At 46.1% G+C, this 23657-nt stretch carries 19 protein-coding genes; 1 reads left to right on the forward strand and 18 read right to left on the reverse strand.

The features are described from left to right. Positions 1–93: 93 nt before the first annotated feature. Entirely contained in the window at positions 94–885 is a 792-nt protein-coding gene (locus tag WS40_RS02490; RefSeq protein WP_046439890.1) for a Bax inhibitor-1/YccA family protein, read from the reverse strand. Positions 886–1120: 235 nt separating this feature from the next. Here WS40_RS02490 and WS40_RS02495 point away from each other — a divergent pair, with 235 nt between their 5' ends. Next, the gene (locus tag WS40_RS02495) at positions 1121–3802 is read left to right on the forward strand and encodes a cation-translocating P-type ATPase (protein WP_325208370.1); all 2682 of its coding nucleotides are present in this window, start codon (positions 1121–1123) and stop codon (positions 3800–3802) included. 31 nt (positions 3803–3833) lie between these two features. Here the strand turns inward: WS40_RS02495 and WS40_RS02500 are convergent, their stop codons facing one another. From WS40_RS02500 to WS40_RS11305, 17 genes are all read right to left on the reverse strand, one after another. Next, positions 3834–4520 (reverse strand): ECF transporter S component, encoded by a 687-nt coding sequence (locus WS40_RS02500; protein ID WP_046439893.1) that lies wholly within the window; start codon positions 4518–4520, stop codon positions 3834–3836. Beyond that, positions 4510–6150: an ABC transporter ATP-binding protein gene (locus WS40_RS02505; protein WP_046439895.1), complete on the reverse strand. Its 1641-nt coding sequence runs from the start codon at positions 6148–6150 to the stop codon at positions 4510–4512. Before WS40_RS02505 ends, WS40_RS02500 begins: the two co-directional genes overlap by 11 nt. Next, complete coding sequence (locus WS40_RS02510) at positions 6123–6989, reverse strand: energy-coupling factor transporter transmembrane component T (protein ID WP_046439898.1); 867 nt, start codon at positions 6987–6989, stop codon at positions 6123–6125. Before WS40_RS02510 ends, WS40_RS02505 begins: the two co-directional genes overlap by 28 nt. Further along, positions 6986–7516: a DUF4430 domain-containing protein gene (locus tag WS40_RS02515; RefSeq protein WP_046439900.1), complete on the reverse strand. Its 531-nt coding sequence runs from the start codon at positions 7514–7516 to the stop codon at positions 6986–6988. The genes WS40_RS02510 and WS40_RS02515 overlap by 4 nt, the downstream gene beginning before the upstream one ends. After that, positions 7513–9534 carry a transglutaminase domain-containing protein gene (locus WS40_RS02520; protein WP_046439902.1) on the reverse strand — a complete coding sequence of 674 codons (2022 nt, stop codon included), beginning with the start codon at positions 9532–9534 and terminating at the stop codon, positions 7513–7515. Before WS40_RS02520 ends, WS40_RS02515 begins: the two co-directional genes overlap by 4 nt. Positions 9535–9551: 17 nt before the next feature. After that, a complete protein-coding gene (locus tag WS40_RS02525; RefSeq protein ID WP_046439904.1) occupies positions 9552–10520 on the reverse strand; it encodes a DUF58 domain-containing protein in 969 nt (322 codons plus the stop codon). Continuing rightward, positions 10517–11449: an AAA family ATPase gene (locus WS40_RS02530; RefSeq protein WP_046439906.1), complete on the reverse strand. Its 933-nt coding sequence runs from the start codon at positions 11447–11449 to the stop codon at positions 10517–10519. Before WS40_RS02530 ends, WS40_RS02525 begins: the two co-directional genes overlap by 4 nt. Then, positions 11437–13167, reverse strand: coding sequence for a prenyltransferase/squalene oxidase repeat-containing protein (locus tag WS40_RS11300; protein ID WP_325208371.1), 1731 nt, complete (start codon positions 13165–13167; stop codon positions 11437–11439). Before WS40_RS11300 ends, WS40_RS02530 begins: the two co-directional genes overlap by 13 nt. Positions 13168–13177: 10 nt before the next feature. Continuing rightward, positions 13178–15043, reverse strand: a complete 1866-nt coding sequence (locus WS40_RS02540) for a DUF4430 domain-containing protein (protein ID WP_325208372.1) — start codon at positions 15041–15043, stop codon at positions 13178–13180. 195 nt (positions 15044–15238) lie between these two features. Then, positions 15239–17461: an NPXTG-anchored protein gene (locus WS40_RS02545; RefSeq protein ID WP_325208373.1), complete on the reverse strand. Its 2223-nt coding sequence runs from the start codon at positions 17459–17461 to the stop codon at positions 15239–15241. A gap of 315 nt (positions 17462–17776) precedes the next feature. Continuing rightward, the gene (locus WS40_RS02550; RefSeq protein WP_046439913.1) at positions 17777–19528 is read right to left on the reverse strand and encodes an Rqc2 family fibronectin-binding protein; all 1752 of its coding nucleotides are present in this window, start codon (positions 19526–19528) and stop codon (positions 17777–17779) included. A gap of 16 nt (positions 19529–19544) precedes the next feature. After that, positions 19545–20306: a Nif3-like dinuclear metal center hexameric protein gene (locus tag WS40_RS02555; RefSeq protein ID WP_046439915.1), complete on the reverse strand. Its 762-nt coding sequence runs from the start codon at positions 20304–20306 to the stop codon at positions 19545–19547. Then, a complete protein-coding gene (locus tag WS40_RS02560) occupies positions 20290–20775 on the reverse strand; it encodes a hypothetical protein (protein ID WP_046439918.1) in 486 nt (161 codons plus the stop codon). Before WS40_RS02560 ends, WS40_RS02555 begins: the two co-directional genes overlap by 17 nt. 22 nt (positions 20776–20797) lie before the next feature. Next, a complete protein-coding gene (locus tag WS40_RS02565) occupies positions 20798–21469 on the reverse strand; it encodes a class I SAM-dependent methyltransferase (RefSeq protein WP_046439920.1) in 672 nt (223 codons plus the stop codon). 75 nt (positions 21470–21544) lie between these two features. Further along, entirely contained in the window at positions 21545–21748 is a 204-nt protein-coding gene (locus tag WS40_RS02570; RefSeq protein ID WP_022288179.1) for a DUF1858 domain-containing protein, read from the reverse strand. Between the two features lie 113 nt (positions 21749–21861). Beyond that, a complete protein-coding gene (locus WS40_RS02575; RefSeq protein WP_046439923.1) occupies positions 21862–23031 on the reverse strand; it encodes a cation diffusion facilitator family transporter in 1170 nt (389 codons plus the stop codon). Positions 23032–23210: 179 nt separating this feature from the next. Further along, on the reverse strand, positions 23211–23657 hold a 447-nt coding region (locus tag WS40_RS11305), incomplete at its 5' end, for an integrase core domain-containing protein (protein ID WP_325208374.1).

Below are 23657 nucleotides of genomic sequence, written 5' to 3' on the forward strand. Positions count from 1 at the left end.
AAAAGGGACTTCCGTTTATTCGGGAGTTTCTTTTTTGTGCATAAAAATATCCCCCGCCTTGCGACGAGGGATAAAAATACTCTAGCACATAAATTACTTTCTGTTGTTTGCTATCTTTGCAAGGAGATTCAGTATTTTAAGATAAAGATAAATAACGCCTACGATAAGACCATAGCTTGCATACCATTCATACTGAGCAGGAAGCCCCTGTTCAACTGTCATCTGGATAGTTTCAAAATCGCACATAAGAAGCGCTGCGGCGATAAGAACGCCAATAACAGCGAAAAGTATGCCGATAGGACCGTTGTTTATTGCAACGATTGAAGTGTAGATAGCTGAATGAGGTGCGAGCCATGCAAGAAGCATGAAAAGCAATCCGCCTATGATAGAGACCCAAAGGCAGGTAATAAGAGCAGTTTTCATTCTGCTTCCCACACGAACGCCCTTTGAATAGATAACTGCAAGCACTGCAACTGTGAGAAGCGTCAGTGTAACGGCTTCAACTATTATGCCTTTCCACTGCATTGCGTAGATCATTGACATAAAGGTGAGGGCATATCCCATGCCTGCGGAATAGATAGAGCCTGTTACCGCCGTTGTTTTCGGAGCGAATGAAGCCACAAGTCCTGCTATTGCTGTTGCGATAAGAGCGCCGACAAAGATAGTATACTCAGTGGAAAAAGCCTGCGCACCACCGCCAAAGAAGTTGTGAATGTAAAAATATGCTCCCATGCCTGCGGCGAAAACTGCAACAAAATACAAGGTCTTCATTGCAATGCCCTTATAGCTTGCCGCCTCTATGCCGTAAGTGGACTGTGCGAAAGAACGCAGCTTTTTCACTCGTGGATTTGAATAGCTTTCAGAAAAATTATTATAATCGTTCATGAATTTGCCTCCTTTATTTTTTCGCCAATATTTATTTTCATGGCTTATATACTATTATACATATTTTCTTAAAAAAGTCAATATGATTTTTCAGGCAACAACGCAAGGTTCTTTTTTGGGACTTGTCCGCATATGATGTAAGCAAAGGCAAAAGCACTGAAAAATCTTGTGCAGTCAAAACGTTTCGCACAATGTTATCAAGGCTATGCCAAAAAATCGGAAAGGAAGATACATTGTGCTGGATATACTTGAAAAGAAGCTTACGGAAAACCCGACCACAAGAAAGGGGCTAACAACTGCGGAAGCTGAAAAGCGGCTCAGTACGGACGGAGAGAACCGCCTTGCCAAAAAGAAAAAGACCTCTGCGGCGAAAATTTTTGCAGGACAGTTTCATGACGTTATGGTGATGATACTTCTTGTGTCGGTGGTGATATCCGTAGCACTTGGGCAATACGCTGACGCTGTGCCTATCGTGCTTATAGTTATCATTAACGCTGCGCTGGGATTTATTCAGGAATACCGCTGTGAAAAAACTCTGGAAAAGCTTGAAAACATGACCGCTCCCACCGCCATGGTATACCGTGACGGCAGGCTTGTGAAAATTCCTGCATCGGAGGTCGTGGCAGGAGATGTTTTTACTCTTGAAGCAGGCGACAGAGTGCCTTGCGACGGCTACATAAACTCATCAAGGGCGTTATCATGCGACGAATCTGCACTCACTGGCGAAGCTGTGCCTGCGGTAAAGAAATGCCGTACATCTGAGATAGATTTTACCGCACTGAACAAAGACTACATGGTCTACATGGGAACAGTTGTCACAAAGGGCGTTGGCGAGGTCACGGCTGTGGCAACAGGTGAGCGAAGCCAAATGGGCAGGGTTTCAACCATGCTTGATGAGATAAAAGAGCCTGAAACTCCATTGCAAAAGAAACTCGGAGAGCTTGGCAGAACTCTTGCTATCATCTGCCTTGCAGTGTGCGTGGTAGTCTTTATTGCAGGCGTACTAAGGGGCGAGCCTGTTCTCAATATGGCAATGACAGGAATAACCATAGCCATTGCCGCAATACCTGAAGGCTTGCCTGCCACGGTGACCATAGCGCTTGCCCTTGCGGTCAGAAAAATGCTAAAGCGTCAAGCACTTGTACACAGGCTTCATTCAGTGGAAACTCTTGGCTGTGCCACTGTTATCTGCACTGACAAGACAGGCACTGTGACAATGAACAAAATGACAGTTACTGATATTTTCACCTGCACCGAGAAAAGCCGTGCTTACAGCGTAACAAAAGAGGGAGCAAGCTTTGATGACAAAGCCCTCAAAGCATGGGAAAGCCCTGACCTTGGCAGGATACTTTTATGCGGCGCAGCCTGCAACAACGCAAGGCTCTGCCCGCCTGAGAAGATAAAAAAACGTGACAGGGGCGGCAGGCAAAGCGAGCTTTGTGCAGAGGGCGACCCTACAGAAACAGCTATACTCATAGCCTGCGCAAACTCAGGTATAAACGTCAGCTCCCTTGGTTACAGACGAACTGACGAGCTGCCATTTGAAAGTGAAACACGCTCCATGACGGTAATATGCGCTGATGAAAAGGGGGTTACAACGGCATTCAGGAAAGGCGCTTTTGACGTTATCATAAAAGAATGCAGCCACGTTTTTTCTGACAGCGGCGAGCTTTTGACATTTGGCGGAGCAATGAGAAAACAGGCTTTTTACAAGTGCGATGAATACGCTTCAAAAGGTCTGCGTGTGATAGCATTTTCACAGCAGGTGGACGGGGAATGGGCTTTTCTTGGACTAATGGCAATGAAAGACCCTCTCAGGGCTGAAGCCGCAAAGGCGGTGGCGGAATGTCAGCGTGCAGGCATAAAGACAGTTATGATAACAGGCGACCACAAGCTCACTGCCCAGGCTATTGCAAAAGAAGCCGGCATTATGAAAGCAGGCTCTATCGCTTTGACGGGCGACGAGCTTGACAGAATGGACGACAAACAGCTTGACGAGGTAATAGAAAACTGCCGTGTGTTCGCAAGGGTGACACCTGAACACAAGCTCAGGATAGTAAAGGCATTCAAAAGCCGTGGGCACGTTTGTGCAATGACAGGCGACGGGGTAAACGACGCACCTGCTATAAAAGAAGCCGACATAGGTGTATCAATGGGAATATCAGGCACAGAGGTCACAAAGCAGGCGGCTGACGTGATACTTCTTGACGATAATTTTGCCACCCTTGTGAACTCCGTTGAGGAGGGCAGGACCATATATCAGAACATAAGAAAATTCGTGCGCTACCTTATTTCCTGCAACATAGGCGAGGTCATAACAATGCTCGGTGGAATTTTAATGGGGCTTCCAATGGTACTGCTTCCAGCGCAGATACTTCTTGTAAACCTTGTTACAGACAGCCTGCCTGCAATTGCGCTGGGGCTTGAGCCTGCGGAAAGCTCGGTAATGAAAAAGCCCCCTAGAAAAGAGGACGACAGCTTTTTCAGCGGCGGACTTATGTGGCATATCGTCATAAGAGGGCTTCTTATCGGTATCTGCACCCTTGCAAGCTTCACTGTTCTGCTCACTAACACCCATTCTCTCGGCACTGCAAGGACAGGTGCGCTTATAACCCTTGTGCTTAGTCAGCTTATCCATGTGTTTGAATGTAAATCGGAAGAAAAGACGCTTTTCACTGTGCCTTATCTTTCAAACCCATTCCTGCTTTTCTCTGTATTCATATCAGCGGCAGTGCTGTTTGCAGGCATATGGCTCCCTGTTCTGCAAAAGGTATTTTTCACAGCCGTTCCGAGCCTTGGAGAGTTTCTTGTGGCGGTGGCAGCGACGGCTATCGTGCCTGTTGGGGCAGGCATAATACCAAAGCTTTTTACGGGCAAAAAATCTCCTGACGTAACAGTGAACGCCCCGCAGGGATAGCAAAAGACCGACAGGGCAAAGCTTTGTCGGTCTAATTTTTTAATCCATATTTTTTATCCAGCCTTTTAAATATCCTGCCAAAAGGTTTTGATAAAACCAGCAGGAAGAACACGTTGGAGACTGCGTATATAAGTGTGAAAACTGCTGACGAGCCAACAAGGGCAAGGTATCTGCTGAGAATAAAGGCGTTATCAGCCCACAGACAGCTCCACAAGTCCATGATGAGAGAGAACGCCGTTCCTGAGATTATGCCGAAGGTCACAAGGAGTGGCTTGCTTTTTATAAGCTTATCAGCCAACATTCCTGCAAAATATCCTGTCAGACCCCAAACCAGCATTTGAAAAGGCGTCCACGCACCTTGTCCGAAATAGAAGTTTGAGATAAGGGCTGTCATTGCGCCTGTCATAAAGCCCGATTCTCTTCCCATATAAAGGGCGGTGATAATGACTATAGCGGTGCAGGGTTTGAACCCAGGCAGAAAGCTGAAAACTATCCTGCCGAAAACGGACAATGCGGTCATGGCGGCTATTATCACAAGCTGTGTACTGTCGGAGTGCTTTTTCTCAAAGTGGAGAAAATAGCCTGCCACAGTAAGAATGGCAAGTGCGGCGGTGACGAAAGAATAGAAGCGTTCTCTGAAAAACATTATGCCGCCAAAGCACACAAGGGGTATGACAAGAAGATAGATAAGCCCTGACACAAGTTTTTTACTGCTCATTTTGACCTCTATTCACCATTGCGAGTCGTTCTCTTACGGCTGTTGACGTCACTACACCACTGAAAAAGCCCCTTGTGAGCCTTGCGGCGGCGGTGGTGTAAAAGCGATTGTGAGAGAAAAACTCCACGGCATTATCCTCGGCGACTATCTTCCCGTCAAAAAGAAGTCCGCACCTGTCGCAGTATTGTGCGGCAAATTCAAGGTCATGGGTCACAAGAAGTATCGTCCTGCCCTCGTCTTTTAGGCCCAAAAGAATATCACCAAGAGCCTTTTTGGCGAAACTGTCCATGCCCTTTGTACTCTCGTCCAGGACTATTATTTTCGGGTCAGCAAGAAGAATTTTTCCAAAAGCACATTTCTGTATCTCGCCGCCGCTGAGATCCCAAGGGTGGCGGTCAAGAAGATGTTCTATGCCCATACGCTGTGAAACATTTTCCACTGTGACTTTGTCACCACTTTGCAAAAGATCCTCACGGACGCTTTCTTTCACAAACATTGTCACAGGCTCTTGGGGCAAAAATGCAAGCATTTCATGAAAAAGTGAGCCGTTTTTATAGGCTTTCTGCTTTTTCCCGAAAAGGGAAACAGTGCCCATATAAGGCTTGCAAAGTCCGCATATCACACGCAGGAGCGTTGATTTTCCGCCGCCGTTTGAGCCTAAAAGCCCATAGCACTCCCCTTTTCTGATACCAAGATCACAGCCTTTGAGGATATCGGGGGAGTTTTTTTCATATCTCTGCCACAGATTTTTGCACTGCAGGGCATAAGGCTCAGCACGTTCTGTATCAGTGACAGCCTGCTTTGGAATATCCGTCACGCCAAGCTTTTCAAGCTTCGCCCTGCCTTGTCTTACATTGAGGGGCAGGTCGTCGCAAAGCCTTGCGAACGCCTTGGCGGTTTCGGGAAGAAAGCCCTCCAGAGCGTTCTTCACAAAATATTTTGCAGTCAAGGCAGGCGTACCGAAAAACTCGGTTTTGCCCTTTGCAAGATACAAAATTTTGTCGCAGGAGTCAAAAAGCTCCTCGGGGTCATGCTCGGCAATGATGATAGTCACGCCCATTTCTTTGTTAAGGCGGTCTAAAATGCCAAGAAGCTCCCTTGCGGCAATGGGGTCGAGCTGTGCGGTAGGCTCATCAAGAAGCAGGATATCAGGGTCTGTGGCCATGACGGAACACAGAGCGACGAGCTGTTTCTGACCGCCCGAGAGTGTGGAAATATCCCTGTCATAGAGCGGCTCGATACCGAAAAAAGCCGCCATTTCACCAACACGGCTTTGTATCTCACCACTTTTCACACCAAAGCTTTCAAGCCCGAAAGCAAGCTCAGCCGATACTTTGTCGCATACCGTCTGGCTGTCAGGGCTTTGCATTACAAAGCCTATCTTTTCGGCACTTTCTCTATCAGAAAGCTCGCTTCTGTCCTTGCCCATAAGGGTGATGTTTCCAGAAAGCTCGCCCCTTGGGGAAAGCTCTCTTTTCAGAAGCCTGAGCAAAGTAGATTTTCCGCTTCCCGAAGCACCGCAGAGCATTATTTTTTCGCCTTTTTTCACTGAAAAAGTGCAGTCAGAAATGGCATAGTCCGTGCTTTCGTTATATTTGAAAGCTACATTTTCGCAAGACAATATTTCCATTTTATGCTCTCCTTTACTTCAAGAATAAACGGGAAAACGCATAGTAATGCGAACATTCCCACAGGAAAAACGCTGTTTTCAAGCTTTATCACAGGGTAAAAAGCGGCGGACAGCTCGCCCCTTGCGGAAAATATCAGCACCAATGCAAAGATAACTACAAAAACCGCCACAAAAATGCCGTCCCATGCTCTGAACTTGAACGAATGTGCAAAGCTTCGTTTCTGGATACCATAGCCACGGGCTTTCATTGAAGCGGCTGTGTCCGCTCCCCTTTCAAGCGTGCCTGCACAAAGGGCTGTGAACACTGTGCAGTCTTTTTTCAGGCGGTCAAAACGGCTGTCGGAGATGTTCGCACCAGAGCAGTTCAAAGCGTCCAAAAGCTGTCTGTGAAGCCTTTTGAGCTTTGGGATAAAGCCCATTGTCATTGTTATCACAAGGGCGGCTTTGGGCGTTTTTCGGCCAAAAATGTATAGGAGCTTTTCCCTTGTAAGCACCTTTCCAAGAGCTTTGCACCACATTATCACAGCGGTGAGGGATAGTCCAGCGGTCAAGCCATAAAAAAGGGCTTCCTTTGTGTAAGCCTTGCCGTTTACGAAAAACAGCGGCGTTACGCCCTTATGTGAAAAAAGTGGATTTGTGACAGTCAAAACGGCGGTAAGAAAGATGTAGAAAGCAAGGTCTGATGCGGTCTGTCTACAGCTTTGAGTTATGGCACAGAACAGGAACGCTCCCACTGCCGAGCATATACCAACGGCTGGTGAAAAGCAGAACATTGTCACCGCAAGCACAGCCGCAAAATACACAAGGGCGGTCAAAGGGTGAAAAGCTGACAACCTCATTTCACCGCCTCCTTTGTGTAGTCGCAAACGTAGTAAAACTCCACGCTGTCACCGTCATTGAGGACATACTGTGAACAGCCCTTATCGGGGCTTTCGCCATTTACCGTATATGTCCACCCTGAGGACGGACCGCAGGAAAACTCGTAGATATTGTTTATGCCACGGACATACACAGTGTTGTAAATATTATCCTCTGAGCCTTGATAATCAAGGGGTATCTTCTCACACCTTGTAGCTTTTTCCAACAGATCAAATGCTGTGTCGCCCTCACGGAGGACATATTTTTCCGCAGGCATAACAATGCCGTCTGAGGGAACATAGCACTCGTCACGGAGATTTTTGTCAAGCATATCGTAATTATCCAAAATATCAGAGCAATCCACTGTCAGAGTGACAGTGTGAGAGGCATTTGCGGTATCGTCGCTGTGCAGGCTGTAATACTCGTCAACGGACTGAATATCAACTCCCTTTATGACCGCTGCCGCTGCCAAAATTATGACGATGAGCAGAGCGATATCCTTTTTCACTTTTCTGCTCCCTCCTGAACTTTGAGCTTTTTGGCTTTCTTTGCCTGACCTGAGAAATTTTTAACCACTGCCATTTCCTCTTTGGTTATCTCGAGCCTTGAAAATCTCGCCTTTTCGTATATTTTCTCGCACTCTGCAAAGCTTTCCGCCATATCAGCGCCAAAGGTCTTTTTTATGCTCTCGGAAAGCTCCCTTGGCGTATGGTCTGAGAAATCCCTGCCGCAAAGCTTTTTTCTGCCTGCAAAGAACAGCTTCTCCACCTTTTTGCTGTCAGGCAGAGCGGCAAACTTTCTTTTTCTTACCAAAGCTATTATTGCCACAATAAGGCACAGTATAAGTATTACCGCACCGATAACGATATATACCGCATATCTTTTCTCTGCAGGTTTAGTCTTGTTCTCCTCAAAGATCTCTTCCCTTGGTTTGTCCTCGTCCTCGGGAGCAAGGGCTTCGCCACCTTGGTTGGTGGGCTTTGCTTTTACAGAGCTGTCGTCCGTTTTTATCATGCCAACATAATCGGGGCAGACCTCGAAAGGCTGCCAGCCTATGCCGTCTTTGTAATACTCCGCCCAATAGTGGAGCTGTTTTGAAGTGACGGTCAGGGCTGAGTTATCTGTAAGGTCTTTGGTCATATCTGATGTGATAAAATATCCTCTGCAAAGCCTGGCAGGAACGCCCTTTGCACGGAAGATCTTCACAGCAGCGGCAGCAAAATCCTCCTCGCCCCCACGGCAAGTTACCTCAAGCATATCTGCAAAAGAGCTTTCGCCCCCATAGGTCTTTGACCTGTCAAGCACTGTGTCTGACACAAAAAAGCTTAGCATATCAGACCGCAGTTTACCCTGAGAACCTTGCAGATCAAAATGGTTTGCGGCAAGCTGTTTGTCCTCGGCTGATATGTCAAGGCAGGTGGAATAAACATATTCACGATAACCCTTTTCTGCGGCAAGATAATCCGCAGGCTGAGAAGTGCGCAGGTTATCAAATGTGCCAAAAGGCTTTGTGAGATAGCCTTCCGACACCGCAAGCTTATAATAGCTTTTGGTGTTCTCAAAGCTTCCGCCTATTATCTTTGGGTCGGAAAAAGCGTTCTCTGCGGCGGTCATACCATAGGTATAAAGGGGCTTTCCGCCATTTTTGATGTTTACTGTAACATTGCCGCTGTCGGATATACCAAGGGCATTGTCAAGGGAAGAAGTCTGAAAAGCAGAAAAAAAATCAAGCTTATCAAGCCAATAGAACTCGTCTGAGTAGGCATATTTCTCCTCACCGCTAAGCTCCCCCCACACGCCGTTAGTTTCTTTCTCAAAACGGCTCTCCAGAAGATACAATGGCTGTGGGTGCTCCATTATGATCTCATACTCATTTTTCGTATTAAAGCGATCGGCAAAGGCAAAGTTAGAAAGCTTATCAAAAAGCCCTGTCAGGCAGGCTATAAGCACTGCACAAAATGCTGTAAGTATAAGCACAAAGGGCTTCAAATCGCCTTTTACGTTACCCGAAAACGTCAATGCAAGGATACCGAGCGCAACTTCTGCAGTGGCATAGTACAGAGGGATATCAATAAAGATACCTGCGCACAAAAACAGCGCAAGCATTGCCACTGTAAAAACTCTGCTGTCAAGACGGCTGAAAATGCTCTGCACTGTGGAAACTATCACTGCACCCACGCAAAGAGCAAGCCAAGGGTCTGAGCTTTTTTCCACAAGCATTTCCACTACTCCTGCGCTTTTACCGTGGGCGATCAAGACGCAGTTCAAAAGCCCTGCAAGGCTTGTTAAAAACTTCTTGTGGAATATCACCGCCGACAATAGTGCGGTGAAAAATGGTATAGGCAAAGTCTTTTTTGATACCCCTGCAAGGGCTGTCAATATGCACACACCTATCAGGACAAAGGCTCGCCAGCCCATACCAAGCGACAATGACAGCAGGAGCATTGTCACTGCACCAAAAAGGCTCTGCATGATATAAACACCCTTTGAAAAGTGCTTTTCCACATAGCAAACACTTGCTGTCAAAATTGTCACCTCTTTTACTATTTTATCTCGATAACACGGCTTATGCCGCTTCTTTCAAACAGCTCTGAAAACTCCGTCAGCCGCTCTTTTCCCTGCTCAGGCTGTGAAGAAAGAAGGCTGTCCAGAGCGACAGTGAAGCTGTCTGCGCTGTCGATATGCTCGAAAACTTTTCTCTGCTGAGAAAAGCTGTAAAACGCCATGTAATGCCCTATACCGCCGTCTGAAAGATACATTGAAAGGCTCAGTGCCTTTGCAGCAATGAGATCATAATCCGTTTCGGGGACATTTCCGCCTGTTTCAACGTAGATACAAAGGCTGTCAGTAACAGGCTCGCCATATTCACGGACGTAGATATCACCAAGTCTGAAAGACAGCTTCCAATGCACCGATTTATAGCTGTCCCCCTGACGATATTCTCTTATTCCAATAGGCTCGCTGTGGTCAAAGCCCTCGTTTTCATTGCTGAAAAAATCGCTTTCAAGGGCTTCCTTGAGCTTTGCTTCCTCGCTCTCATCTATCTCTGCAGCATCAGGCATTATGTTCACACTGCCCTTTATTTCGCACTGCGCCTTTTTCCATGTTAGCCCTGTAAAGTCAAAGGCTCTAAGTGTCAGAAACTCTGCTTTTATCTTTCCGCAGGTGTCGCTTTTTACAGTGATATCCACCTGAGCAGGCTCTCTGCTGATGATAAAATGCACCTTTATATCATCGCACTGTCCTGTGAGCATATTTCTAAGCCGCAGTTTACCGCTGTATTCGCCGCAAGTTCCTGTGAAGATAAATTTTAGGCTCATGTCCTTATTTTTCAAGCCTGTGCCGTCGCTTACCAGTGTTGCTGTTAGCTTTTTCTTCGAGAATATATTTACACATACTGACAAAGCAAAAAGCACTGCGCACAAACCAAGCACTGTTATGCCAATGGGCTTTCTCAGCACAAAAAGCAGTATGCCCAAAGCTGTGCAAAGGCAGAAGCATAGCCTCTTCATCTGCGTTTTTCCTCATTCTCAGGGCATTTTACGCTGCTAAGTATCTCGTCAAGCACACTTTCTGCCGCAAGTCCTGAGAGCCTGCCCTTTGCAGGAAGTGATATCCTGTGGCTGCAAACATGGGCAAAAAAATCTCTTACGTCCTGGGGAACGACATATTCTCTGCCCTTATAGCACGCCCACGCCTTTGCTATCCTGCAAAGTGCCAAAGCACCTCTTGGGGATACGCCCAGAGAAATATTTTCATTATGCCTTGTGGCGTCGCAAAGGTCTGAGATGTAGTCATAAACGCTGTCGTCAACAAAAACAGCCTTTGCCTTTTTCTGCATTTCTATAAGCTTTTCAGCGGTGCAGACGGCTTTCACAGCTACCAGTGGGTCTGAACTGCTTCGGTCTGACATTATGCTTCGCATTGCCGCCTTGTCAGGATAGCCCATTGAAAGCTTTATCATAAATCTGTCAAGCTGTGAAACAGGCAGTGCCGCAGTGCCAACTGTGCCTGTAGGGTTTTGTGTTGCTATCACTGCAAAAGGCTCAGGCAGAGGATATGTTCTGCCGTCAACTGTGCAGGCCCGCTCCTCCATGACCTCCAAAAGGGCAGATTGTGTCTTGCCTGAGGTTCTGTTTATTTCGTCTGCAAGAAGTATATTCGTCATTGCCGCACCGCTGTGAAAAGTAAAGCCCTGTGCCTGTCTGTCAAAAGCCGTATAGCCTGTGATGTCGGAAGCCACAGTATCAGGGGTGAACTGTATCCTCTTTGTTTCAAGCCCCAAAGCCTTTGAAAACGCCACCGCAAGAGTAGTTTTTCCCACGCCCGGAACGTCCTCCATAAGCACATGACCCTGCGCCAAAATTGCGGCGAACACCATATCCACCACTTCGTCCTTACCGATTATGACCTTTTTCACTTCATCTGTTATCTCACGCATTTTTTACCCTTCTTTCTTACCACTGTGAAAACTCCCACTGCGCACAGCACCGCTGCCGCAGATATCACATACACTATCACGTTTTTATCCTCCGCCTCTTTTATTATCTCGTCAGCAGAAGTGACCTTTTTCCGCTCGCTTTCAGGAAGCTTTTTTATCCTCTCTGCGGTCTTTTCCAAAAGCTCCTTTTTGTCTTTTCCAACACTATCAACAGGATAAAGCTCACGGCTTATGATACTGTTAAGGTCTGATATCTCACTGTAAAGCTCGTTCGCTTTGGCGTTCATTTCTTCAAGCTCTGATATTATCTTATCCCTGTCGGAAAGGCTCTCGTCAGCCTTTGCATGGGCTAAAAGCACAGCCGTAGCAGTGCAATCCCCCGAAGTAACACCGTTTTTTCTCAGTGCTTCAAGCTTGTTCCTGTCGCTTTTTGTAAAGCCTTTCTTGCCCTTATATATTTCCGTTTTCTCTATACTGTATACACAACCGTTTCCATGGTATGTCTGTGCAAGCTCCACTGTGAAAGCCCTGTCGCTCAAGGTCAGGCTGTATTTTTCTGCCGCATTTTCAAGCTCTGCACCGTATCTCACATATGTGCGTTCGTCACAATCAAGGTCATTGAAAAGCTTCAAGGCTTTTTCTGCGCTCTCCTCGTCTGAGATATCCGAAAGCCTGCCGTTTATACCGTCAAGCTTTTCACGCTGTAGAACTGAAAGCTCCTCTCTCATATCGTAAATACGTCGCATCGTAAGTTCAAAACGCTTTTGTGCCGCAAGTGCGCAAAGCGCCTGCCCTGTGGCAAGCTCGTCAGAATCGCCGCCCTTTTCATGTGAAAATCCACCGTCGCTGTTCTGATAGGAAAGCAGGGCGGTCAAAAGGTCGGAACTTTTCACAAAACGGCTGTCAGCTTCGGGGTCTATACCAAGTGAACAAAGTGCTATTACTACCTGCGAATCAGCTTCTGCACTTCCGAACGTACCTGAGCTGTCCTGCTTGCCGCTTAGATACTCCACCGCTTTGTCAACGCTTTTTCTAACATCGTCACGGGAAAAATCATTGTAATATGGGGCGATCGCCTGCAAAGCCATTGCGGTGATGTCGATATCGCTTTCACCTTTTGACAGCGAAAAGCCACCATCGGTATTCTGCGAAGAAACTATCTCGTCAAGTATACGCTCTCTGTCAAACTCTGCACCCTCCGGGGTCTTGTAGCCCATTGTATCAAGGGTCAAAAGTGCAAATATCCAGCCGTTAAGGCCCTGTTTGCCTACGGAATTATTTTCATCTCTGCCGTAAACACCGCCTTTTACAAGATCTATGCCCTCAAGGTCGGCAGGGTCGCCTCCCATTGCGGAGGCTGTTATAGCGCACCTCTGCCACTCGGTAGCGTTGTCGGTATCTGAAAGAGCTTTCACACGCTGAGAAAGCGCAGTGAGATAAGCCTCATAGTCCTCCTCAAAACCAAAGCGTGAAATGCCTATGGCAAGCCAATCTGAGCTTCCTATGCCTGCGTTTTGCAGAAAATCCCCCGAAAAAATGCTCTCGTCCTGAGAAATGCCCATTTTGTCACGTTGCCACTGACAGACCTTTTCTGCGCTTTCAGTTATCCTGTCCCTTTTATCTGCGTTATCTGCATTCACCGCAGGAACATTTGTCAGAAGCATTACTGCCCCTGCAAACACCGCCACTAATCTGCCAAGAAAACCTCTCGTTTTCAACAACATCCTCCTACCATGTTTTGTCATAGCTATCCTGTGAACCTGTTATATCTCTGCCGTAGGCAACTGTGAACGCAAGCCTAACAGTGTCGCCGTCGGTAAAGTTCACCTTGCCCATGCCGTATGCAGGCATATTGCCGTTTACAGTGTACACCCAGCCTGAGCCGTAGGTGTAGTCGAATTCTCCAAGGCTGTCGGCATACTGTGTGTTGCTGTCTGCAATGCCATCATTTTTTATAAGTTCCGCAAGCTCGCTGTTTACCGCTCCACCTGAAAACGCACCGCTTTTGTGTATTCGGCTTAGATATTTCTGATCGCCCTTGCCTGTAAAGTCACCTGTGAAGCCGTTTTGCTGAAGAAAACGCTCTATAACGTCAACGCCTGTGTCCCCCTCGTATATTGCCACCTCTGAGCCTGCGGCAAGCTGTCCAAGCCCTATGGTATCGGCGTCAAAGCTCATTGTTATAACGCCTGTCTGCTCGCCCTTTTGTGCGCTGACAGAATTTATGGTATAGGCATGGTCCGCATATCTGCCCTCGGGGTCATACACCCTTATTTCAAGAAGATTTGCCCCGCCCGAAAGCTGGAGATAATAGGCTGAGTTCCTGTCCTGTGCGATACACTCAACAGAAAGCCCATTGAGCCAGACCTCGGTCTTGTCGGCATATATCCTTCCGCCCTTATAGTCCTGTGCGTTAAATCTGAGGGTGAAGCCCGAGCCTTTCACTGTCTGTCCGTTGGTGACGTTTATATACGTTATCTCAGGTCTTGTGGTATCGTCAGCAATGGGTACATAGGTGACAGTGAAATATCTGTCTATATTTTTGTCACCGTCTTTTGCATAAAGCCTTATACGGTTATCACCGCTTTGGAGGGTGCAGGTATAATTATCTCTGCCCGAAAGCTTTTTGCCGTTTAGAATAACGCTTAGCTTTGCACTGCCGCTTTGACCTTTCATTCTCGCATAGAAACTAAAATCGGCGTCATTTACAGTGCGGTCATAAAGGTCGGTATCGATGGAAAACTCCGCAGGAGTGTATTTTATCTTAAAGCTTTTTTCAGCCTTTGAGCCGTCCTTTTCCGCAGAGAGAGTTATAGTATTCTCCCCCTCAGAAAGCTGTGCGGTAAAAGTTTCACCACCGGAAAGCTTTTCACCGTTGACTTTAACCGTCAAAGGTATTTTATCACTGCCGTAAAAAGCCGTGGCTGAAAATGTTATGCTGTCTGAGTCAGTATCCTTATCCGCAAGGTCGGTGTCAAAGGTTATCTCCTTTTTGTCAAAATAAACTGTATAGTCCTTATAAGCCCTTTTCACCTGACCGCTTTTGTCGGTATAAGTGCAGGCAACACGGATAGTGTTTTTTCCTGCGTGAAGGGTAATGCTGCCAGAAAACTGATTTACAACGCTGTCGTTCACAGTGACCTGAACTTTTTGCACTGTGAGAGCCTTGTTTTTATGTGTTATTGTGAACTTATACAGGACTTTTTTTACACGCTCGCCCTCTTTTATAGAGGTGGTGAAATATTCTGTGTCGGTGTTCTTTGTGACAGTTTCGGTCTTGCTGTCAGGCTTTTTCTTTACCTCGTCAGACTTATTTTCACCTTGAACATTTATGGTAACATTCGTGTTCCCGCCATTTACTGTCGGGGAATTTCCGTCGCTTTTGTCAGCCTGCGGAGAGCTTTCTGTTGTATCTGTATTGCTGTCGCTACTATCAGTGTTATCACTGTCATCTGCCTGTGAGCTGTCCATATCTGAGCTTTCGTCCTTTGGCTGAGAGCTTGTTTCATAGCCCTCTCCGCCCTGTCCGTCCTCCTCCGCAAGGCTTTCAGACAGTGCTGAAAACGGATTTTCAGGGGTCTTATAACTGCTCATATTATAAAAACGCATACACAAAAAAGCCGCTGCGATAAAAAACGCCGCTGCTGACAGCATTATTATTTGCCTGTTTTTTTGTGTATGCTTTTTCATAATATTCTCACTTTTCATATCACAGAAAATGCCCGCCCCCTGAAAATAGAGGGCGAGTATCCTGCAAAATAACTTATATCTTAATTGTCTTAATTTTTTTTACTTTCTCTTTCTTGAAACTGTAAGAGCTCCGCTGATAAGAAGTGCAAGACCTGCTACGCAAACGCCTGCTGTCGCACCTGTGTTAGGGTTAGCCGCACCTGCGTTATTTGCTGTCTTTGATGAGCTGTCAGCCGCCTTTGATGTGTCAGCACTGCTTACTGACTCTGCGGCTGATGAAGTGGCAGAAGATGTATCCTCAGAGTTTGCAGAAGATACTGTGCTTTCGGAAGATACGTCAGATGAGCTTACAGAGCTTTCTGCTTCTGATGAAGAGCTTGGTGTCTTGAGTTCTTCAAGCTTTTCCTCTGCGGCCGTAAGAGCGTCAACATTGCCTACATATTCCTTAAGGTCGCCAAGAGCGTCATAAGCGGCTCTTGCTGCCTTGATGTCATTCTCACTGTCAAGTGTTATCTCGCCAAGGTCACTGATAAGCTTCTCAACAGCCTTTACGCTGTCATAATCCTCTGCAGCAAGAACTGTTACGTTGATAGTTGTTTCAACAGGTGAAACGGCAACGCCGGTTGTGTTTGCAGCACCCTCGTTTGTCTTATCTCTGTACATACCATACTTGTATGTAACAGTAACGAAATCATCGTCTGCTGTAAGAGCAGTATCGTCGATAGTCACATAATCTGTAACGTCTTTCTTCACACCGTTTTTGAGAACTGCGTAAACCTTCAAGTCGGAAGCGTCATAAGCTTCGCCCTCTTTGCATACTGTCTTAGCATTTTCGGTCACAAGCTTTTCCACCTCTGAGCCGACAGCCATTATGTAGCCTGAATCGTTCTTGAAGTAGATAGTGCCGTTTTCGTCTGCAACAAGGTCAGCTATAGCATACTGTGCCTGAGCACCTGTTGGTGTGAAAAGTGACGGAGCTGTTTTCTTTCCGTTTACTATCTGAGCGTCAAGAACTTCTGTTACGCCCTTTTTATCCTTTACATAGCGGATAGCGCCTGCTGATGCGTTCTCTGAGAAGTAAACATAGTTATAGCCGTTCTCATTCACAACGCCAAGACCTGAGGTCTGTGGATAGCCCTTTGTTTCTGCCTTGTATGCTATCTCAAAGCTGTCAAGGTCGATAACTGCAATAACACTGCCCTTATAGTCGCCCCAGCCTGAGCCGTTTACGCCAACATAAGCTCTTCCGTTAAGAACTGTAGGAGTTGATGTGCTTGCGCCACCAAGTGCAATGCTGTCAAGCTTTGTGAAATTGCCCTCATCGTCTATTGTTGCCTTATAGAAATAGCCCCCGTTAGATGTGAAATAATAAGCGTCTGTATCCTTATCGTAAGAAATAGTGCTTCTTACTCCTCCACCTACTGTATACTCAGTATCTATAACGCTTCCTGAGTTTTTGTCAAGAGTAACTATTCTTGCAGGGTCGGTAGTGTTTGCCTTTGCATTTTCCATGCCGAGAACGACAAAATCATCAGTTGCATATGCGCCTGCCCAATAGAAGCCGCTTTTGTTTGTGAATATCCACTTTGGTGACTTCTCTTCATCTGTTGTGTCAGGATCTTCGTCCTTAACGTCTATGCAAACATACTGATCGTTTTTTCCTGAACCATAGTTGCAGAAGCCTGTGTAGATACAGCCGTCATTATAGTAGATAGGGCTTACAGACTGACCGCCCACGCTGTCCTTGTATACCCACAGCGACTCGAGGGTGTCAGCATCAAATGCCTGAATTCCGCCGTTAAAGGCTGAGAATATCATGCCGTCTGCATAAGTAACAGGCTGGATAGCGTAGCTGTTTGTGCCTGCTCGCTGTCCAACTACTGAATCCACAACGCCCGTTTCCTTGTTCATTCTCATGAGCTTGTCGCCGGATGTATAAACGATATTATCTCCAACGATAGCCACAGGCGACGGACCATCGTTCCAGCTTTTTCCTACCTTAGTTGCCCAGTTAAGCACTGCGTTATCCGCACTGTCAGGGAGGACTGATGTTGTTACGTTGTTGTTTGTTCCGTCTGAAACAAATGCGCTTACACACACGCTCAGACTAAGAGCAGTCGCAAGAGCGAAGCTGGCTGTTCTCAAAATTTTCTTCTTCATTCTTTTCTGTCCTTTCATTGATACACACTGTTCCGCCGTCAATGCACTTTTTATGAACACCCCGACCACAGCAAAAAATGCCTTTCCGCCGAAACGAAAAAGCATTCTATCCGCTTTACTGCCTGCACAGCGATAAAGCAGACCGTCATCTTCATCGCCCAAGACAGAAATAGTCAACGAAAACACAGCAGATACCTGACTTATGACAGCGCACAAAAAGCCTGTCAAACACAGTAATGGCGGTTGTGCAGGATTTGGACCTGCTTCCCTGACGGCAAGGCTTTTGCCCTGACACGCTCTACTCAGCTAACAACTTTTCAAACTGTGCTTTCTTAATATTCACATCATGATAATTATACCATATCGCTATGGATTATTCAATAACCTTTTTACACCACTAATAAGTCCGATACAACGCCGTTTTTGTGGCATTTTCATAAACTCATAGGCTGAAACTTTGTTGGATATAGTTTTAGGCTATACCCTCAGTTTCTCCTCCAGCTCCGTGTCAGGCTTGACAGTGATAGTGTAGTTGTTTGTAAAAATAACCATGCCCGGCTTTGAGCCGTTTGGCTTTTTCACGTTTCTTATGAAAGTGTAGTCAACGTCCACCCTGGAGGAATTTCTTCCCTTTGAGTTGCAGGCGGCGATTATTGCCGCTTCCTCTATTGTCCTGTCAGGTGGCATTTCCCCGTCGCAGGTGACGATAACGTGGCTTCCTGTGATATCCTTGACGTGGAGCCAAAGGTCAGTTTTCTCTGCTTCCTTGCAGGTGAGGCGGTCGTTCTGTTTATTGTTCCTGCCTACCCTTATATCGTAGCCGTCAGAAGAACGGTATCTTATAGGCGGCAGAGCCTTTGGAGGCTTGCCCTTGAACTTTGAACGCTTTACATAACCCTCCTGAAAAAGCTCCTCACGAAGCTCGGCTATATCTCCCTCCGTCTGCGCCCTCGTTAGAGAATCGAAAACAGAATCCAGATACTTGACCTCCTGCTCGCCCTCTGCAATAAGCACAGTGAGCTTTTTCTCTGCGGTGTCGAGCTTTCTGTACTCCTTATAATACTTCTGGGCGTTCTGCGTTGGCGTAAGTCTTTTGTCAAGTGGTATCTTCACTGTAGGGCAGTTCTCATCATAAAAGTCCTGCACCTCGGCATACGCCATTCCCTTTTCAAGTGCATAGAGATTTGAAGTGATAAGGTCACCGTAAATGCGGTATTTTTCCCTGTCCTTGCACTCTTTAAGCTCCTCACGCTGATTTTGCACACGCCTTTGAGTTCTCTCGGAGGTGTTTATAAGAAGCTTGAAAAGGTCGTTGGCTTTCTGCTTTATTCTTGAAAGAGAGTCCCTCTCCGCATAGAAATAGTCCAGAAGAACACTTGGCGACTCAAAGCTTTTTGTCACCATGAGCGCACCATACTGCGTGATATCGCAGAAGCAGAAATCTTTCAGATTGCCCTCTTTTGTTTTCAGCACTGTGTAGACGTTAATGCCGTCATTTATGCTGTCACGGACTTTTGAGAAATAAAACCACAGCCTGTCCGCAGTGTCTCCGCTTAGCTGTTCGGCTGTTATCTCAGCACCCCTTGCCGCAAAGAACACAGCTTCCCTTGCGAACACTGGCGAAATGCCCTCCAGCGTTTTCATTATTGCCTTTGAAAGCTCCGCCGTGGGGTTTTCGGTTATCTTTGCAAGAAATTCTTCTTTTGTACATTCCATAAGATTCAGCCTTTGCTCTCTTGGGGGCAAAGTATACTGCGCACCGGGAAGAACCATTCTCACTGATGACATTTCCTGTCCCACACGCTTTATGCTGTCTATTATCCTGCCGTCCTCACGATAGAGGATAAGATTTGAACGTCTGCCCATTATCTCCGCCGCAAGTGTGAGATTCACCCTGTCGCCCATTTCGTTGGTGGCTTCAAAGTCAAAGAAAAGTATACGCTCAAAGCCGTCCTGCCTAATGGCAGTGAGTCTGCCCCCTGCAAGATGCTTTCTCATGAGCATACAGAACATAGGCGGTGTTTTCGGGTTTTCTATATCCGCCGTTGTTATATGAACCCTTGCCGAGCCTGCGCCTGTGCTGAACATAAGCTTCTGCGCACCCTCTTTAGTGCGGATAGTCATTATAAGCTCCTCTCGTGAAGGCTGGTGTATCTTATCCACCCTGCCGTCAATAAGAGGGTCAAATTCTTTTCTGAGCAAGCTCAGATAAATTCCGTCCAATGCCATTTTACTTACCTGCTTTTTATATTACTTCAACTATATCCCTGTTGCTTACGGCTATCTCTACTCTCAGACCGCTGAACTTGTTTTTCAGCTCGTTGGCGATAAACTCGCAGAAGATATTTTCCGTATAGAAATGACCTGCGTCGATAACAGAAACGCCCATATTCTCGCCGTCTATAAAAACGTCATGCTTCACGTCACCTGTCAAAAGCACCTGACAGCCTTTTTCTGCTGCATCAGCCAAAAACGAACCGCCTGAACCTGAGCATACTCCCACACGCCTTATCTCACGCTCGCCGCCGCTGAAACGGACTACTCTACAGCCGAGAACGTCCTTTGCTCTCTGTGCAAGCTCACGGACATTCATGCCGTCACACTCGCATACATATCCACAGCCAACGCCATGCTCCTCATGCAAAGTGCTCTCGGGTTTTAGACCCAGCATTTTGCAAAGCACGTCATTCATTCCGCCCTCTGCGGAGTCGAAATTTGTGTGCATGGAAAGAGCGTTTTTTCCCCCTGCCGCAAGTATCACAGCAGGATCGTTCGGCACGAGGGTCTTTAGTCCTCTGAAAATAACAGGGTGGTGGGTGAGAACAAGGTCAAAGTCACGCTGACAGGCCTCTCTTGCCACCTCAGCGGTGCAATCCAGTGCCACCAGCACGCTCCTTAACTCTGCGGACATTTCCCCCACGTTAAGACCGCTGTTGTCATAGCTCTCCTGCAGGCGGTATGGGGCTATATCCTCTATAAAACTATAAATATCATAAACTGTCGTCATTTTTGTCAGCTCCTTTTTTTATATCCGATGTTCTGTCAGGGATATTTCTGTCCTTGATCTTTGCGTCAAGAAGTTCGTAAAAACCTGTGATGAATGTTGTCACTGCGATAACCACCAATGCAGGCATCATAGCGACAAAGGGAATATAGTTGAGTGCGGGAAACCATGTGCCTCTCGACAAAGCCTCTGCCACATCTTTTTCGCAATGAGTATAGACAAAAGCCATAACAATGGTATGTATAACAAGCGGTATAAACGCAAAGCTGAGCCAGTAAAAGGCTTTGCCCACGTTTGGTTTCTTAAATTTAAAATAAAAACCTATATACGTACCCAAAGCAACAACGCCGCTTAATATCACGCTTGCACCGCCGGGACTTACGGAGCAGAATGCAAGCAACAGAATTACTGACAATATTGTCACGGAAAGTTGGGTCGCTACGCCTATCCCTAAAGCTTTCAGAAATTTCATTTTATCCCCCTGTTTTTTTGTATCATATTTTTTTCAACGTTTCAAGCTCGCTCTGTGCAAGCTTAACAAGCCTTTCTCCCAGCTCCTTTTTGTCCTCAGACTTCATCATTCCGCTGCCTGCAACAAAAATTCTTTTCGCCTGCCTTGCGATATACTCTTTCCCCTCGCCCTCAGGCTTAACAAAGCCGAACTGCAAATATCTGTCATCGCAATCATAAGACGGAGTTTTGCCTGTATACACCGCCTGCATAACAGAATATGCAAACTGACCCTCTGTGCAGGCAAGCTCTTTTTTTACCTCAAAGCCGTTGTCATAAAGCCACTTTCTAAGCACGTCCCACTTTGTCATAGGCTGTAAAACGAGGTTCACGCTGTTTTTCACCCACGGACATTTTTCAAGAAGCCTTGCAATAAGCTCACCGCCCATGCCTGCCATAACAACGTCTGTTATGCCCTCCGGGGGAACATTGTCAAGCCCGTCTGAAAGCACCGTTCCAATGCGGTCTGAAAGCCCCTCACGATTGATATGCTCCTCAGCCGACTTTAGCGGCATTGGTGCAACATCACAAGCTAGAGCCTTTTTGCACATATTTTCCTTTATCATAAAGCAGGGCAGATAGCCATGATCTGTCCCCACGTCGCATACAAAATCTCCCGTACAAAGCTTTGCACAGGTCACAAGTCTTTTATCCAAAGCTTTCCTCCAAAGAAAAAAATCGCCGCTCGCCCCCTGAAAAGGCGGCTGGGCGGCGAAAGTAGTTCCAAACGCTTATTCTGCAAAGTGCTTGTTGAGCTTTTCGAGCATTTCCTCAACAGGAACGCCATGAACAGCACAAGCCTCTTCAAGAGTTTCGCCTCTTGACGCTGGGCAGAACAGACAGTGCATACCCATTTCCATAAAGTATGGTGCTGTATTTTCATCAGCGTCCATTATATCGCCTATAATAGTATCCTTTGTAACTGTGAATGCCATTTTATATTCCTCCTATCATGATAGACCACGCACCGCAAACGCTTTGCGTTATACCTATATTATAACCAATCCTGCGAAAAAAAGCAAGCCCTTTTTTATTATAGCCCTTTTTATTATAATGTATCGCCCTTATCAACATTTATAACAGCGTTATATCTTCCGTCAAATTCTGTGAGCCGTTTTGATATTTTTGCTTTTACCTCGCTGTCTGAAAGTCTGAAATCAAAAGGCACTACCACGTCAAAGATAAGATTTTCACGGTTTTCTCCCTTTGTCATTCTGAAATCATGTATTGACAAGCACTGATCAATAGACTTCACAACGTCTGTTACTATCTTTTTAGTTTCGATAGTTTGCTCGTCATGATCTGCCACCGGATCCATATGTATAGACACTGTGCAGTGATATTTTTCCTTCATGCTATCCTCAAGATCGTCTATAAGCTCATGAGCCGCCATAAAGTCCATTTCGCATGGCACTTCAGCATGAAAGGAGATAACGGTATTCCCTACGCCATAATCATGTATGAGCAGATCATGGATACCGATTATCTCAGGAAAACTCATTGCGGTATCAACAATATCCTGAACGAACTCCTTATCGGGCTTTGAGCCTAAAAGCGGCGAAACGCTGTCCTTACAGGTCATGAAGCCTGAGCGGAAGATAAAGAGAGCAACGAGAACGCCCATATAGCCGTCTATGTTTATGCCTGTGAACGCAGAGAATACCATTGCAAGCATAACAGCTCCTGTTGCGGCGCAATCGGAAAGACTGTCAGCGGCAGAGGCGAAAAGCGAGGTGGAGTTTATCTTCTTTCCAAGCTTTCTATAGAAATACCACATCCAAAGCTTCACAGCCACAGAGCAGGCAAGTATCACAAAGGTCATTACCGAGAAAGCAAGCTTATCGTGGGCAAAGATCTTTGAAAAAGAAGATTTTCCAAGCTCAATGCTCATCATCATTATAATAAACGAAATGACAAGACCTGAGATATACTCCATTCTGCCATGACCGAAAGGGTGATCTTCGTCTGCGGCTTTGGCTGCCATTTTAAATCCCACCAGCGACATTATAGACGAGCCTGCGTCGGACAAGTTATTGAAGGCGTCCGCCATAACGGACACAGCCCCTGACACAAATCCTGCAATAAGCTTACCGAGGAAAAGCATGATATTAAGGACTATACCAGTACATGAGCCCAGGTAGCCATATTTTTTTCGGACGTTTTTATCTTTCACGTTATCTCTGTCTTTTATGAATAATCTTATAAGAAGTGCTGACATATGAATATCCCCTTTTGTTTACCAAAGTAAACTTATAAGTTTATCTACTATTATAACACATAATATTACAAAATCAAGTGCAAATGCTTATTTACATGGATATTCGCCGCAGCAGGCAATATGCAGCCACTTATTACTCATTTCAACCACATAATAAAATTTTCTTTTCTGTAGGTTTGTCAATCATATTGGACACTATTATTAAGAAATTCGATAGGCGAAAACCATTTGAGGGGACGCATAGGACGGTTGTTTGTTCGACTTAAACGTGCAGCTAGCTGCACGTTTAAGTCGTCGCAGGAATAAAACCTATGGCACGAATAGAATTTGTTGTGATCTTCTCGGTGACTGCGCTCTACTTTGCCATTGTGCCTGGGCGTATATGGACGAATGAGTTTGTGTTCAATGCCAAGTTGTGAGAGCGTATTCTCAAACAGCGTTTTCTTGTCTCTTTTGCTTGGCGAAAAGCGGTTAGTAAATTCAAATCCATTGTCGGTCTGAATACATTTCACTGTTATTCCTCTGCGTTTGTACCATTTCACCAGCCTTTTTACAAAGTCTGCTGAAGAACAGGTGCTTTGCTCCTCATATCCGTATAAAAATCTTATCCTGGTATACTCATCGAT

It is taken from the genome of Ruminococcus sp. N15.MGS-57 (genome assembly GCF_000980385.1).
GTDB lineage: Bacteria > Bacillota > Clostridia > Oscillospirales > Ruminococcaceae > Hominimerdicola > Hominimerdicola aceti.

Coding starts and splice junctions, on each gene's coding strand:
- WS40_RS02490 (WP_046439890.1), bottom strand. CDS start 885: ATGAACGATTATAATAATTTTTCTGAAAGCTATTCAAATCCACGAGTG.
- WS40_RS02500 (WP_046439893.1), bottom strand. CDS start 4,520: ATGAGCAGTAAAAAACTTGTGTCAGGGCTTATCTATCTTCTTGTCATA.
- WS40_RS02505 (WP_046439895.1), bottom strand. CDS start 6,150: ATGGAAATATTGTCTTGCGAAAATGTAGCTTTCAAATATAACGAAAGC.
- WS40_RS02510 (WP_046439898.1), bottom strand. CDS start 6,989: ATGAGGTTGTCAGCTTTTCACCCTTTGACCGCCCTTGTGTATTTTGCG.
- WS40_RS02525 (WP_046439904.1), bottom strand. CDS start 10,520: ATGAAGAGGCTATGCTTCTGCCTTTGCACAGCTTTGGGCATACTGCTT.
- WS40_RS02530 (WP_046439906.1), bottom strand. CDS start 11,449: ATGCGTGAGATAACAGATGAAGTGAAAAAGGTCATAATCGGTAAGGAC.
- WS40_RS02540 (WP_325208372.1), bottom strand. CDS start 15,043: ATGAGCAGTTATAAGACCCCTGAAAATCCGTTTTCAGCACTGTCTGAA.
- WS40_RS02550 (WP_046439913.1), bottom strand. CDS start 19,528: ATGGCATTGGACGGAATTTATCTGAGCTTGCTCAGAAAAGAATTTGAC.
- WS40_RS02555 (WP_046439915.1), bottom strand. CDS start 20,306: ATGACGACAGTTTATGATATTTATAGTTTTATAGAGGATATAGCCCCA.
- WS40_RS02560 (WP_046439918.1), bottom strand. CDS start 20,775: ATGAAATTTCTGAAAGCTTTAGGGATAGGCGTAGCGACCCAACTTTCC.
- WS40_RS02570 (WP_022288179.1), bottom strand. CDS start 21,748: ATGGCATTCACAGTTACAAAGGATACTATTATAGGCGATATAATGGAC.
- WS40_RS02575 (WP_046439923.1), bottom strand. CDS start 23,031: ATGTCAGCACTTCTTATAAGATTATTCATAAAAGACAGAGATAACGTG.